This is a genomic window from Cedecea colo (assembly GCF_011808225.1).
Lineage (GTDB): Bacteria > Pseudomonadota > Gammaproteobacteria > Enterobacterales > Enterobacteriaceae > Dryocola > Dryocola colo.
In genome coordinates this window covers 702,674-716,276 of record NZ_SOYS01000002.1, presented here as the reverse complement: position 1 = coordinate 716,276, position 13,603 = coordinate 702,674, and the positions used below count along the sequence as shown (strand labels likewise).

Here is a 13,603-nt window from a genome sequence, read left to right as displayed (position 1 = left end):
ATACAAAAATAGCGTCACAGGGCTGCTGAACTGCGTCCTGACAGAAGATGAGCAGGGTGCGCTATATGAGTTATGTTTAGGCTGTGTGGCACTGGATCTCATTGATACAGCTTAACAGCGCTTTTGCGGCAGGGGAATGTAGCGCTCCCTGGCGGAAGGTTAAACCAATTTTTCGGCGCGTATTTTTCAGATCAAGTATCAGAGGCTTAAAGATCCCGGCACGCAATTCATATTCCATCTGATGGGACGATACCGCTGCCACCATGTCTGAATTCAACAGAAGCCCGCGTACTATTGCCAAATCGCCGCTTTCAACGACCGGCTGCGGCGCACGCATTCCTGCCGCCTGAAAAGCGCCTTCCAGCAGGTGGCGTGCCGGTGAATTTTCACGCGGCAGTATCCATTGCGTCAACGCCAGATCGTCTGGCGTAAGCTTGTGTCCAATAAGTGGATGCTGTGGTCGCGCCAGTAAAATTAGCTCTTCTTCGAACAACACCTGATTATGAATATCCAGCCCCGCATCGTCCTGACGCAGCGCGCCGAGGATAAAATCAATATCGCCGGCACGCAGTTCGGTCACCAGTGCGTTAAAGGCGCTCTCATTGGTGACCACTTTGATACCGGGATATCGTGTCACCAGTAGAGCAATCGCCAGCGGCAGTAAACTGCTGCGGCATAGCGGTAGCGCCCCCACATGCACGGTGCCGGTTAGCACGCCTTGCTGCGCTGCCAGATCTTCGGGGATATGGCGAATTTCATTTAGCGCCCGGCTGATAAAAGGCGCCATCTCGCGCCCGGCGGGGGTTGGCATCATCCCTTTTGGCGTGCGTTGAAACAGCGTCACGCTTGCGCCTTTTTCCAGAACCTTTAATGCCGCGCTCACCGCAGGCTGGCTGATCCCCAGCGCATTCGCCACGCTTTGAGTATGATGCAGTCGATACAGGGCCAAAAAAATTTGTAAGCGCCGCAGGTTAAATAACCAGATGGGTTCCGCATCTTCGCGAACTCTGTCACGCTCTTTTAACCTGTTGAGCTGAGGCGGTATCAGATGAAGCTCCTGTATGGCTCGTCTGGCACGGGGCAGAACGCATTTTCCCATTTCCGTCAGCATCATACCGCTTGCGTGACGCTCAAACAGCGGCGTTGCCAGAGTGTGCTCAAGATCACGAATTGATCGGGTGATTGCCGACTGGGTACGAAATAAATTGATTGCCGCCTCCGAGACTGTGCCACGTTCAGCAACCATGCAGAATGCTCTTATTTGCATGATTTTTAAGTCGTTATTAACTTCTTTATTTTTCATTTTCGCCACCCCGCTTGTGTTTGCTGAATCACAACATAAATAAAATTCATAGCCCACGCAATGAAAGGCATTATCCGCGCTGTAAGCCGCATGTCAGGATGAAAAAAACAGCAAAATGCAGGATGAGATGATGGAAAAGAACGCAAAGAAAAGTGCTTTAGTGGTTAGCGCACATTCCGCTGATTTTGTCTGGCGTGCGGGCGGCGCCATCGCGCTGCACGCCTCTCAGGGTTACGAGATACATGTTGTATGCCTGACCTTCGGCGAACGTGGCGAATCGGCGAAGCTGTGGCGTAAAGGCAACATGACCGAAGCGCTCGTTAAGCAGCATCGCCAGGCGGAAGCTGAGGCCGCAGCGGAAATTCTTGGCGCCAGCATTGAATTTTTTGATCTGGGTGATTATCCGTTGCGGGCTGACAAGGAAGCCCTGTTCCGTCTTGCTGACGTGTTTCGCAAAGTACAGCCGCACTTTGTCCTGACCCATTCTGTAAACGATCCGTATAACTACGATCATCCGCTCGCGGCCAACCTGACACAGGAAGCGCGGATTATCGCCCAGGCTGAGGGGTATCGTCCGGGCGAAAGCATTATCGGAGCGCCACCTGTTTACTGTTTCGAACCACATCAGCCAGAGCAGTGCAGCTGGAAGCCGGATGTGTTGCTGGATATCTCTGCAGTGTGGGATAAAAAATACGCCGCGATTCAGTGCATGGCAGGTCAGGAACACCTATGGGAATACTATACGCGCGTTGCTTTACAGCGCGGCGTGCAGGCCAAACGCAACGTCGGTATTTCCTCACCGAAAGCGATTAGCCACGGCGAAGGTTATCAAAGTCTGTTCCCGCGTGTGACGGAGAATCTGTCATGAGCCTGGTGAATAAAAAAGGCGTGGTTGTAAGAAATATCCCGCGTGCCGATAGCCAGCAAATTTCTCGTTTCGCAAAATATGGCGTGGCAACGGTGCATGAGGCGCAGGGGCGTTCCGGTTTGCTTGACTTACGAGTGCGCCCAATTCAGCAAAATTGCGCTATCGCCGGCAGTGCCGTCACGGTCCTGGTATCGCCGGGCGATAACTGGATGTTTCATGTTGCGGTCGAGCAGTGCCAACCGGGAGATGTGCTGCTGGTAGCGCCGACTTCGGATTGCCACGATGGTTTCTTCGGCGATTTGCTGGCGACGTCATTAAAAGCGCGCGGCGTGGTGGCGCTGATCGGCGATATTGGCATTCGCGACAGCCAGACGCTGCGCGAGATGAATTTCCCGGTCTGGTCACGCGCGGTGCATGCGCAGGGGACGGTAAAAGAAACGTTGGGTTCGGTGAACGTGCCGGTGACCTGTGCCGGACAACTGATCAACCCGGGCGACATCATTGTAGCCGATGATGATGGCGTGGTAATTGTGTCGCTTGAACGAGCCGCGGCGGTGGATGCCGCAGCGCAGAAGCGTGTCGAGCTGGAAGAGAGTAAACGTCAGCGGCTGGCGGCCGGAGAATTGGGTCTGGATATTTATCAGATGCGCCCACGGCTGGCTGAAAAGGGCCTGCGTTATGTGGATTCCCTTGATGAGCTAAAGAGCTTCTGAAAATGAAACAGACTCTTATCCCTTGCGTATTGATGCGGGGCGGCACCTCCAAAGCCGCCTGTTTCCTGGCAGCGGATCTGCCGACAGATGACGCCACACGAAATAAGGTATTGCTGGCGGTAATGGGGTCACCCGATGCGCGGCAGATTGACGGTATCGGCGGAGCCGATCCGCTGACAAGCAAAGTCGCTATAGTTTCGCCATCAACGCGCCCGGATGCCGACGTTGATTATCTCTTCGCCCAGGTTAACGTCGATAAAGCCGCGGTGGATTACGGGCAAAACTGTGGAAATATACTTGCCGCCGTTGGTCCTTTTGCCATCGAGAAAGGATTAGTAAAAGTGCAGGAGGCAATGACGCGGGTGCGCATTTTTATGGTGAATACGGGACAAATCGCCGAAGCGCAAATCGCAACGCCGGACGGGGCGGTGGAATATGAAGGCGATACGCGCATTGATGGCGTGCCGGGTTTTGCAACTGAGCAGGTACTCAGTTTTCAGGATATTGCCGGCTCCAGCTGTGGCGCATTGCTGCCAACCGGAAATGCACGCGATACCTTCGACGGCGTTGATGTCACCTGTATTGATAACGGCATGCCGGTGGTGCTGATACGCGCAGCCGACCTGCAACGCAGCGGGTTGGAAACACGTGAGCAGCTGGATAATGACGATGAACTTAAAGCGCGTCTTGAGTCGATCCGCTTGCAGGCTGGCCCGCGCATGAATCTTGGGAACGTCGCGCAGCGTACCGTGCCTAAAATGACGTTAATTGCAGCGCCGACGCGAGGAGGTACGCTTACCACGCGCACTTTTATTCCACATCGCTGCCATGCGTCGATTGGCGTATTGGGCGCGGTAAGCGTGGCTACCGCCTGTCTGATTCCCGGCTCGGTTGCTGAAGGGTTAGCGGATGTTAGCGATGCCTGTGAGCAGCGACTGGCGGTGGAACATCCTGTCGGCGAATTTAGCGTAATGTTGACGCGCGATACGATGGGCAAGGTGGTTAATAGCGGACTGATACGCACCGCGCGTTTGCTGTTTGAAGGACGTGTGGCGATCCCTGGCTCCCTGTGGTCAGGTAAATGAGGAGATGCTCACGATGAAAATTGCCATTATTGGCTTTGGTGAAGCTGGACGGATTTATGCGCAGGATTTGGCGGGCAAGGCGGACATCGTCGTATGGGATAAAAAATTCCTCAGCGAACAGGCCGGGCAGTTGCACGAGCTTGCCGTGAAGATCGGCGTACAGCCTGCGGGTTCGCTGGCCGATGCGCTGGCTGATGCGAAGCTAATATTCTCACTGGTAACCGCAGAAAGCGCGCTGGCAGTAGCTGAACAGGCTGCTCCGTTGCTGCATTCAGGGCAGATTTTTCTGGACTTTAATTCCGTGGCGCCTGAGACAAAGCGCGCAGGCGCCAGAGCGGTAACGGCGGGGGCTGGTGATTATCTTGATGTCGCCGTTATGGCGCCTGTTCCGCCAAAGCGTCTCGGTACGCCGCTGTTGATTGGCGGTCCAGCGGCGCATGCGCTGGCGGACCAACTGAATGCGCTGGGCTGTAGTACAAGCGCTGGCAGCGAGCGCATTGGCGATGTCTCGGCGATCAAAATGTGTCGCAGCGTAATGATTAAGGGCCTTGAGGCTTTAACCACCGAATGTCTGAGCGCAGCACGACAATACGGAGTGGAAGAGGCGGTGTTGTCTTCCCTGCACGCAAGTTTTCCATCACTTGGCTGGAATGACAGCTTACCGCACTATTTTATTAGTCGGGTCGCAGAGCATGGGGTGAGGCGTGCCGATGAAATGGCTGAGGTGGTGAAAACCTTGCAGAGCGTGGGCGTGGCGGCCGCAATGAGCCGTGCAACTCAGCAGGTTCAGGCCGGATTACCGTCGAAGATGGCAAAGAAGGGGATACAATACAGCGAGCTAACACCGTTTGTCTGGCAGGATGCGCTGGACAGGTTGAAATAAACGGTTATTTCCTGAGAAAGGCGATCTGGCCCAGATGATGGGCCGTGCATTTAAGGCTCAGGACACCGCTCAGGGATGAGAGCCCTGGCAGAAATGAAAAGGGAGTTGATTGTCGAGCGCACCTGCACGTGCAGAAGGTCGAATCGGCGAAAGGCGATCGTCTATGACACAGGAGGATCAATAGCTTATAAAAAGCTTCCTTCTGAAAAGTAATCCATAAGCCTGACTGCCGGGTGCGCTATCCCGGCAGCAATTTAATCGCTGGTCACCTTCAGTGTGTAGCGATGCCGAAGGATAGCATCTGGCATCGGAAGCAGATTGCTACTCAGAACGAGGGGGCGTTGCCAACATCTCCCTGAGGCGTCTTCCCATGAATTTGAACATATCGGCTTCCCGAAACGGATATTTCGAATTCCGGTCACGAAACAGGCGAATGGGTCCGAGCCATAACACAACCGTCGAGGCAAACGCACCGAGCAGGCCGAAAATATAGTCCGAATTCATCGCCAGATGATGCGCGCTCACGAAGTATATATAGTAGATGCCTGTTGGCCACTGGAGCAGAAGCACGGTGGCGAGGCCGGGGTTATAAAGCGTCTTCATCCTGAGGTTCGTAAGGATGCCATGATTGATGATCTGCACCATTCCCTGCCCAACCTGTATGAACCCCAACCAAATGAGATCCGGAAAGAAGACTGGAATTACATAAAAGGGATAGGTCAGGAAGACGTTGCTAATCATCACCTGATTTGCATTCAGGGGATACCTGTCCGGAGCCAGGCGCTCGCCGAACATGGCGATATTGCCAATGCCCTGAAATCCGCCGGGTACGGCGTATTCTTCAAATTGATGCGCCAGCATAGCCATAAAGCTATAGATGAGAATCACCTGGATTTCTGTCAGGTGATAAACGCCCCAGAAGCCCATAATATAAGCCAGGGCGACAAAAAGGGCGCCTCCGACGTAGTACCAGTTTTGACGGTAGAAATTCACAAGGGCTCTCCTGTCATTGGTGGCTGAGTTAATGCCCATAAAAGCTGTTTTTGCTTTATCGCTTGCGTACTTCAAATATGTATAAGGCGCGCTGAATAATCAAATGTAACAGTGGCAGATGTAACGGCAGATACTTTCGTCGCGCGACACGACGCGGTATTCCGAGCTGCTGATTGCGCATTGGCTTCAAGTATTTGGGCCTGAACAAAGCATCCGTTCATGGTCACCTCAATACAAAAAAGACGTTTCAGGCGAAAGGAGCAAGAAAAGCAGCAGGAGGCTCAGGCGTAGAAATTGTCAGGAACAACCTGAATGGATTCATCGCCTCCTTTATATCGTTGCGAATATATTCCCTGTAAAATATGCGGATGCTTGTCGACATATCATTATTAAACGACATGCCTAATTATACAGGATTAAATAATATTGTGCTTTTGACGAAAGGTTATTGCTCCTTGCTTATTCCATAAGGACAGTTTTCAAACAGACATTTCCATCTTTCTGCACATTCTCTGATAAATGGGTGATTATTACCGGGGCAATGAATGTTATTGCGAAATGACGTCCATAAAGTGGAGGAAAACGGAAAGGCGTGCATAATTACTAACTCCCTTTCCTTACCGTTTACAATGAGCCCGTAAGGACTCGTTGATAATATATTACCCTCACGCAGAAAGTAATCGCCACGATACCACAGGATCAGTTTCAGATTACGCATGCACGTGGCTAAAGCAAAGGCTGTGCCCGTGTTTGGACAGACGAACGTTTGTTTGATAAACCAGTCCATATTAAAAAATCCTCCCGTTATAGCTAAAGGTGTATCCTTTTACCTCGTGGATTAATAATAACGTCCAGCACACATATATCCAGCGAGGTTAAATAAGTATGCCAAAACTGACAAAAAGGAGAGATCTTTGGTTTTGTTTACAATTAATTGTTTATTAATTCGCCATTAGAATGAGCAGGTAAATTAAGCAGACGGCGAACAATCTTTTATTTTTAAAGAGAATGGGCGATGCTCACCACTCTCAGCCATAAAAAGCAGCCGTACTGGCTGCTTAGAGGGAAACGCAGCTTCTGGTGCGTACCACGCGTAAGCTGTCACTGACACAAGCAGGGGAGCAGCTCTACCAGAAGATGGAGTCTGGCTTTGATACGTTAGATCCTGGACTTGCCACCCTGGCACATTATCGTGAAACACCCTCCGGCACGGTCCGCATCAATGCCAGCCAGCACGCTATTGATAAATGCCTTCTGCCTAAGCTTGCGGTCTTTAAACAGCGCTATCCTGATATCAGGCTCGAACTGATGAACGAGAGTCGGTTCGTCGAGATTATCGAGGAGAGATTCGATGCAGGCGTCCGTCTGGGACCCGAAGTAGGCCAGGGTACGGTCGCGGTGCGCATTACGCCCGATATGGAGATGGCCATTGTGAGTACTCCTGAACATTTTCGTCGCTACGGTTTTCCGCAAACCCCTGCGGATTTAAAGACGCATCCCTGTATCGCCTGTCAGTTTGCCGACGGAAGCGTATACCAGCGGGAACTCAATCAGGATGATAAAAAAATCACTCATCGACCTGAAGGGCAATGGGCCTTATCTGACAGCTATATGGAAGCAGAAGCTGCCCGGCTGGGTCTGGGGCTGGCATATGTTCCTGTCGAACTGGTTGCTGATGATGTAGAGCGTGGTGTACTTATCAGGGTTTTGCAGCGTTACAGCCTGCGAAGGGAAGGGTTGTTTCTTTATTATCCTCATCGCAATGTGTCACCCGCTCTACGTATCGTCATTGATACACTGAAAATCTGATGGCTTACGATGGAATAACCTACATCGTTCCGAATATTTTTTTATGAATTTTGTCCGTTCCTGCTACTTAGCTGCTGTTATATCGTACTCAGTCTGCTATGAGCGGAAGCTCAAAATTGTTATCACAACTAATGAAAGCGTTACTAACATTACCGTGGGTTAATCAACGGGGAGCCGTTCCATACAGCCATACGAGCACTAGTTACTAGATCTATATTTTTGAGAAACCTCGCAATATAAAACCTCGCCACATTTTTATTTTGCTGAGCAGAGATGGGTAAAAAAACCAGTGACTCACAAAACAGCACAGCCTCAGGCTGTGCTGTTTATACGTTATGCGGATATTATTTCAGGTGTTTATTAAGGGCTGCACCCGCTTGCTCCAGCGCGGTTTTGACGGTGGGCTCCTCACTTAACGGGTTCAGCAGTCCATAGTCATGGATCATGCCGTTGTAGCGTGTCACGGTTACTGGTACGCCAGCTGCATCCAGCTTGCGGCCGAACGCTTCACCTTCGTCACGCAGAACATCAAGTTCCGCTGTCTGGATTAAGGTTTGCGGGAATCCTTTCAGCTGTGCCGTGGTGGCTCGCAATGGCGAAGCCAGAATATTGTTACGGTCTGACGCGTTAGTAGTGTAATTATCCCAGAACCATTTCATCATATTTTTCGTAAGAAAATAGCCGTTTTCGTACTGGTTATAGGATGCGCTGTCAAAATTCGCGTCGGTTACCGGCCACAGCATCACGTTATAACGAATCTTCGGTCCGTTAAACTGTTTAGCCTGCAGCGCCACAGAGGCCACCATATTCCCGCCGACGCTGTTACCGACCAGGCCCAGGCGGCTGCCATCCACGCCAATTTCCTGACCGTGTTCAGCCACCCACTTAGTTGCCTCATACGCCTGGTGAATAGCGACAGGGAAATGGGCCTCCGGTGACGGTGTGTAGTCTACATATACCGCAGCAGCGCCAGATGAGCGAACCAGGTCCCGGATAAGCCGTTCATGAGTTGGGAAATCTCCCAGCACCCAACCACCACCATGGAAGAACATGAATACAGGAAGTGTGCCGGTAGCGTTGTCCGGTTTCACGATTTTCAGCGTTATGGATTGCCCGTTCACCATGATGATTTTTTCTGAAACCTGCGCAGATGGCAGCGTAACGCCCTTCTGTGCACCGATCAGTACCTGACGGGCCTCCTGCGGGGTCAGTTGTTCCATGGGCTTGCCGCTACCGGAGTTCAGTACGTTAAGAAATGCCTGCACTCCGGCTGTGGGAGCAGGAAGGTTGACCGGTTGTTCGGAAGCCACAGCAGTGGCGGATGCGAAAATAGCAGAAGTCAGGACAGCCGATACGTTTTTCATGATTGAGCCTCGTTAAAAGTATGTTCATCGTATATTCAGTAAAGCGCCAGTCATTCCCGGCACTTACCTTGTGTTAATAATGCTTGTATGCAATATTCTTTTGCTAAAGTATTATTTTTGGTATCTTTTTAGTGCAGTTAATAAAACTAAATAAAACATGTAATTAGAAGATAAAACAGGTTTCTCTCTGTTCGGTTACTAACGTACTGAGCCGCCAGTACCGGTTACAACTGAAAGGTTTGATCTCACCTACCCGCAGTTTGTCGTACTCATGGCACTGCATGAGCAGGACGATACTCCGCTACGGGCACCTGGCCAGAAGACATAGCGGCTGCCCGATCGTGCCTCCGTTATTCCGGCTGCCGTTGATCCAGTTCTTCGCAGCTTCAGTCAAATTCGAACGTTCCATGATATTTCCTTTCAGAGCATCCCGTGGGTTGATCGACGCAGGCACGGAGCGGGTAGTCCCTGGTCTGATCGTTTGGCTTCGAAGCTAAAGGCTGCCCATTCGCCTCGTCTGAATATAAAAGTAAACGATCACTTATATAAATGCAATGGGTATTTTTACGAGGAATGCTCAGGCCTTATGTGGATGGCTCAATGACATGGACGAGACCCGTCCCAGTGAGCATGCGATAGTCAAGGCACGTTAAGAAATACCTGCGCTCCGGCTGCGGAACAGGAAGGTTGATCGGTTGTTCGAAAGCTACAGCAGTGGCGGATGCGAAAATGGCAGAAGTAAGGACAGCTGATACGATTCTCATGATTGAGCCTCGTTAAAAGTATGTTCATCGTGTTTTTTCAGTAGCGCGTCAGTCGTTCCCGACACTTTACTTTCATGAATATCTCTTGCATGCAATATTCTTTTGCTCAAATATTATTATTAATATTTTTCAGTGGAGTTAATAAAATGAAAGAAAACAGCATATTAGAAGATAAACTGTGCTTCTCTCTCTATTCGGTTACTAACGCGCTGATCCGCCAGTACCGGCCGTTACTGAAAGAACTTGACCTCACCTACCCGCAGTTTGTCGTACTTATGGCGCTGTATGAGCAGGACGATATTCCGTTACGGGCACTTGGCCAGAAGACATTGTTTGATTCAGGAACGCTGTCTCCGCTTGTGCAAAAACTCGAGGCTAAGGGGTTTCTGAAGCGGATGGCTGTTGCCGGCGATGAAAGGATGAAAAACGTAGTGCTTACTAAAAAGGCGAATGATATGAAAGAGGCTGTGCTGGCACTGCCTGGTAAGATGAGATGTATCATGCAGATGAAGGATGAGGAGTTAGATCTGCTTCGGCAGCTGTCGAGTAACCTGCTGAAAGCCCTGTCAAGACAATCATAGTCATATCCGACCATCTTAGCCCTAAAAAGGCGGCGCTGCCAAAGAATCACCAGCCGACATTGCAGCGGTATATCAAAGTATCGCGGCAACAATTCATGCTCCTCCAGAGGACATTGCGCTAACGCAGGGCAATAGCGACGGCCGGAGCAATGTCATAAATGTTATGGTTTGGAGGGGGAGGAGGCACCCAACTCCCTCGCATCAAACGGGGCGTAAACCTGCGCCTATTGATGGAGCTTTCGGCCCGGTATGGACAGGAAGCATGCTGTTTTTGAGCATGATTTCTCCGTCTGGACTCAATGAAGATCTTTTATCGCTGAAAGACGCGCGCCCGGAGCAGTTTCAGCGCACCTCAGGTCATACAGCAAAAGTTACGGACCGCCTCGGGACATGCTCGTTCCTGCCATGACCATTGCATGCTCACTGAGAGGTGTACCCTCCACGCCATTGAGTCATCCACATACAGCCTGAGCACTCCTTGCAAAAATACCCATTGCATTTATATAAGTGATCATTTACTTTTATATTCAAGACGCAGTGAGCGAGCAGCCTTTAGCTTCAGCGTCAAACGATCAGACCAGGAACTACCCGCTCCGTGTCTGCGTCGATCAATCCGCGGGATGCTCTGAAAGGAAATATCATGGAACGCTCGAATTTGACTGAAGCTGCGAAGAACTGGATCAACGGCAGCTGGAATAACGGAGGCACAATCAGGCAGGCGGTCAGTCCTTCGACCGGCCAGCCGCTGGGCAACTACCTGGACATCGGCCCTGACGAAGCACGTCAGGCGATCGAAGCCGCTCGCACTGCTTTCGACACGACCAGCTGGGCCCGGGAACGCTCGCTGCGCTCGCGCGCCCTGTTCGAGCTGGCCGACGAGGTCGCCAGGCGGGTGGACGAGATGGCAATCCAGCTCGCCCGTGAAGGGGGCAAGCTGCTGGCTCAGACCCAGTGGGAACTGGCAGTGACGGTGGACTGGCTGCGTTATGGCGCCGCCACCGCGCTGCTGCAGACCGGTGGGCGTGCCCTTGAAGCCGCTCCGGGAATGCACTTTCATTCCGATCCCGAACCTCTTGGCGTTGTGGGGGTGATCTCGCCCTGGAACTCACCAATCATCCTGTCAGTGCGTGCCGTTGCTCCCGCACTGGCTGCGGGATGCACGGTGGTGCTGAAACTGCCTCATCAAACCGCGCTTACTAATGCACTGTTCGCCCAGGCAATCGCAGCAGTTAAATCGCTGCCGCTGGGTGTGCTAAACGTGATCACGGAAACCGGGAGTATCGGCGCCTCCATGCTGGTCGATTCCCCCGATGTAAACATGATCAGCTATACCGGTAGCACCGGGGTGGGTCGCATCATCGCCGCCAACGGCGCCAAAACGCTCAAACGCCTTAACCTGGAGCTGGGCGGCAAGGCACCGCTGGTCGTATTCGATGATGCCAACCTTGATGTAGTGGTACCGCAGATCGTCATGGCTTTGGTCGCGATGAATGGCCAGTTCTGCTGCACCGGTTCGCGTGTGCTGGCCCAGCGTGGCATTGCCGACCGATTGCGCGCCGCGCTGATCGAGGCTTATCAGAACGTCCGGCTCGGCGAAAGCGAGGATCCACAGGCGCAGCTTGGTCCACTGATCGACAAGGCCAGCGTGCGACGCGTCGATGCCGTGGTCGCCGAAGCAGAATCCTATGCAAACATTCTGGTGCGCGGCGGCCCGGTCGATGAAGGCCCCCTGGCCGCAGGCGCGTTCTACCGTCCCAGCCTGATCGAAGTACAGGACCTGGACACCTGTGTCATCCAGTCCGAGGTCTTCGGGCCGGTCCAGACTTTCGAGATTTTTGAAGACGAAGCCGACGCAATCATGCGCGCAAATGCTACCGAATTCGGCCTTGCCGCCTCGGTGTTTTCGAACGACACGGCGCGTTGCCGACGAGCCGGCAAGGCTATTCAAGCCGGCCATATCTGGATAAACTGCTGGGGCGTCATGTCCGAGCACTTCGAACAGAGCGGCTTCAAGCAAAGTGGTATCGGCGTCCTCTGCGGGCCACGTGCGATTGAGCAGTTTCAGGAAATCAAGGTATATGCGAGCGTCGAGGCAACGCCGACGTTACTCTGACGCTTATCGCTTCACATCGACAGCCCGTCCATTGTGTAGCCAGCCTTACCTGCAAACTGAGGATGACACCACTCTGGTGTCGTCCTTGTTTTACTTGAATGGGATATAAAGTGATTATGAAAACTGGTAAAAGCAAGCCCCTGCGCGGGCGTCCCGTAAATGAGCAGGCGCGTGAAGAACGCATGACCCAGATCCTCAACGGGGCCCGCAACTGCTTTATACAACGCGGGTTTCACGCCTCATCCATTTCCGAAATCGGCGCGGCTGCAGGGGTCAGCATTGCGAACATCTACCAGTACTTCCCGAGCAAGGAAGCCCTCATCATTGCGCTTATCGAACTCGACCTGCAGCGGCATCACAATCTGATAAGCCGTTTCTGGAGTACCGATTTCAGCCGCAAGGCGATAGAAGAGCTCCTGGCAGATATATTCCTTACACCGGAGGGACACGCGGTGGCGGTTTTACGCGCCGAGATTGCCAGCGAAGGTGCGCGCAACACGCATGTCGCCGAACTCCTTCGCGATTCGGAGTCTGGCCTGGTCGGCAGTGTTCATAGCTTGATACGCGCAGCCCAGAAAAGCGGTCAGATATCTGGCGAGCTCAATCCTGAGGCCATTACAGAGCGCCTGTCCCTAGTTTTTGAGGGCCTCATGCGCCTGTATCTCTTCTCCCCGGCCAATGGAGATAAACTCATCGAGCAATATTACCTCCAGTTCGCCGATACGCTGCAACTCAAGTCTTGAGAACCTGTACCAAGCAGAAAGGTAAAGTGGCGTTCGGTTTTTAACGCCAGCAATATCGGCTGGTATTAGGTCTTATGCATAACGGTTATAAATGTCCGCTTCTGGCGCTAAGCAGACCTTCAGATTCTGCAGTAGAAGAGATAAATTCTCTGAACAAAGCATGAATGCAACCCAAGATCAAAAAAAAATGCCCCTTTGTTGAGCTCCTCCATTCAGGAGGAGCCCTGCTTGAATTTTTTATCCTATCCCTAATAAAACAGTTAGGTTAATAGGAACAATTATGAATCTAGATTTTCCAACTTGACCGATGTAATCTGCATACCAATGCATCATCTCCCTTCTCCTCTCCAAATACTAGACATGATTATAAGTCCCACGAATTGA

Annotated in this window: 11 protein-coding genes and 1 pseudogene; 8 read left to right on the top strand and 4 right to left on the bottom strand. The window is 52.0% G+C overall.

The features are described 5' to 3' along the window. Positions 1 to 76: 76 nt before the first annotated feature. Positions 77 to 1,303 (bottom strand): LysR family transcriptional regulator, encoded by a 1,227-nt coding sequence (locus tag E2L00_RS07910; protein WP_167609372.1) that lies wholly within the window; start codon positions 1,301 to 1,303, stop codon positions 77 to 79. 127 nt (positions 1,304 to 1,430) lie between these two features. On the opposite strand from E2L00_RS07910, the gene galB reads away from it, so the two are divergent. Genes galB through E2L00_RS07890 form a run of 4 tightly spaced genes read left to right on the top strand, consistent with a single transcriptional unit; the run spans position 1,431 to position 4,852 of the window. Next, a complete protein-coding gene (gene galB, locus E2L00_RS07905; protein WP_420808836.1) occupies positions 1,431 to 2,171 on the top strand; it encodes a 4-oxalmesaconate hydratase in 741 nt (246 codons plus the stop codon). Then, positions 2,168 to 2,884, top strand: a complete 717-nt coding sequence (locus E2L00_RS07900; protein WP_167609369.1) for a 4-carboxy-4-hydroxy-2-oxoadipate aldolase/oxaloacetate decarboxylase — start codon at positions 2,168 to 2,170, stop codon at positions 2,882 to 2,884. Before galB ends, E2L00_RS07900 begins: the two co-directional genes overlap by 4 nt. Positions 2,885 to 2,886: 2 nt before the next feature. Continuing rightward, a complete protein-coding gene (locus tag E2L00_RS07895) occupies positions 2,887 to 3,969 on the top strand; it encodes a 4-oxalomesaconate tautomerase (protein WP_167609366.1) in 1,083 nt (360 codons plus the stop codon). 13 nt (positions 3,970 to 3,982) lie between these two features. Then, on the top strand, positions 3,983 to 4,852 hold the full coding sequence (locus E2L00_RS07890) for an NAD(P)-dependent oxidoreductase (protein ID WP_167609363.1): 870 nt from the start codon (positions 3,983 to 3,985) through the stop codon (positions 4,850 to 4,852). 321 nt (positions 4,853 to 5,173) lie between these two features. Here E2L00_RS07890 and E2L00_RS07885 read toward each other — a convergent pair whose 3' ends face one another. Both E2L00_RS07885 and iraM read right to left on the bottom strand, forming a co-directional pair. Beyond that, positions 5,174 to 5,845, bottom strand: a complete 672-nt coding sequence (locus E2L00_RS07885; RefSeq protein ID WP_167609360.1) for an HXXEE domain-containing protein — start codon at positions 5,843 to 5,845, stop codon at positions 5,174 to 5,176. Positions 5,846 to 6,290: 445 nt separating this feature from the next. Beyond that, on the bottom strand, positions 6,291 to 6,632 hold the full coding sequence (gene iraM, locus E2L00_RS07880) for an anti-adapter protein IraM (RefSeq protein WP_167609357.1): 342 nt from the start codon (positions 6,630 to 6,632) through the stop codon (positions 6,291 to 6,293). A gap of 284 nt (positions 6,633 to 6,916) precedes the next feature. Here iraM and E2L00_RS07875 point away from each other — a divergent pair. Further along, a pseudogene (locus E2L00_RS07875) lies at positions 6,917 to 7,654 on the top strand (LysR substrate-binding domain-containing protein); the annotation flags it as partial. Positions 7,655 to 7,998: 344 nt separating this feature from the next. Here E2L00_RS07875 and E2L00_RS07870 read toward each other — a convergent pair. Continuing rightward, positions 7,999 to 9,018, bottom strand: coding sequence for an alpha/beta hydrolase (locus E2L00_RS07870; RefSeq protein WP_167609354.1), 1,020 nt, complete (start codon positions 9,016 to 9,018; stop codon positions 7,999 to 8,001). Positions 9,019 to 9,928: 910 nt separating this feature from the next. Here E2L00_RS07870 and E2L00_RS07865 point away from each other — a divergent pair. The 3 genes from E2L00_RS07865 to E2L00_RS07855 all read left to right on the top strand — a co-directional run bounded on the left by E2L00_RS07865 (position 9,929) and on the right by E2L00_RS07855 (position 13,219). Beyond that, positions 9,929 to 10,363, top strand: coding sequence for a MarR family winged helix-turn-helix transcriptional regulator (locus tag E2L00_RS07865; RefSeq protein WP_167609351.1), 435 nt, complete (start codon positions 9,929 to 9,931; stop codon positions 10,361 to 10,363). Between the two features lie 640 nt (positions 10,364 to 11,003). Beyond that, on the top strand, positions 11,004 to 12,476 hold the full coding sequence (locus E2L00_RS07860) for an aldehyde dehydrogenase family protein (RefSeq protein WP_167609348.1): 1,473 nt from the start codon (positions 11,004 to 11,006) through the stop codon (positions 12,474 to 12,476). Between the two features lie 116 nt (positions 12,477 to 12,592). Then, positions 12,593 to 13,219, top strand: a complete 627-nt coding sequence (locus E2L00_RS07855) for a TetR/AcrR family transcriptional regulator (protein ID WP_236127706.1) — start codon at positions 12,593 to 12,595, stop codon at positions 13,217 to 13,219. Positions 13,220 to 13,603 lie beyond the last annotated feature (384 nt).

Coding starts and splice junctions, on each gene's coding strand:
- E2L00_RS07910 (WP_167609372.1), bottom strand. CDS start 1,303: ATGAAAAATAAAGAAGTTAATAACGACTTAAAAATCATGCAAATAAGA.
- galB (WP_420808836.1), top strand. CDS start 1,431: ATGATGGAAAAGAACGCAAAGAAAAGTGCTTTAGTGGTTAGCGCACAT.
- E2L00_RS07900 (WP_167609369.1), top strand. CDS start 2,168: ATGAGCCTGGTGAATAAAAAAGGCGTGGTTGTAAGAAATATCCCGCGT.
- E2L00_RS07895 (WP_167609366.1), top strand. CDS start 2,887: ATGAAACAGACTCTTATCCCTTGCGTATTGATGCGGGGCGGCACCTCC.
- E2L00_RS07890 (WP_167609363.1), top strand. CDS start 3,983: ATGAAAATTGCCATTATTGGCTTTGGTGAAGCTGGACGGATTTATGCG.
- iraM (WP_167609357.1), bottom strand. CDS start 6,632: ATGGACTGGTTTATCAAACAAACGTTCGTCTGTCCAAACACGGGCACA.
- E2L00_RS07870 (WP_167609354.1), bottom strand. CDS start 9,018: ATGAAAAACGTATCGGCTGTCCTGACTTCTGCTATTTTCGCATCCGCC.
- E2L00_RS07865 (WP_167609351.1), top strand. CDS start 9,929: ATGAAAGAAAACAGCATATTAGAAGATAAACTGTGCTTCTCTCTCTAT.
- E2L00_RS07860 (WP_167609348.1), top strand. CDS start 11,004: ATGGAACGCTCGAATTTGACTGAAGCTGCGAAGAACTGGATCAACGGC.
- E2L00_RS07855 (WP_236127706.1), top strand. CDS start 12,593: ATGAAAACTGGTAAAAGCAAGCCCCTGCGCGGGCGTCCCGTAAATGAG.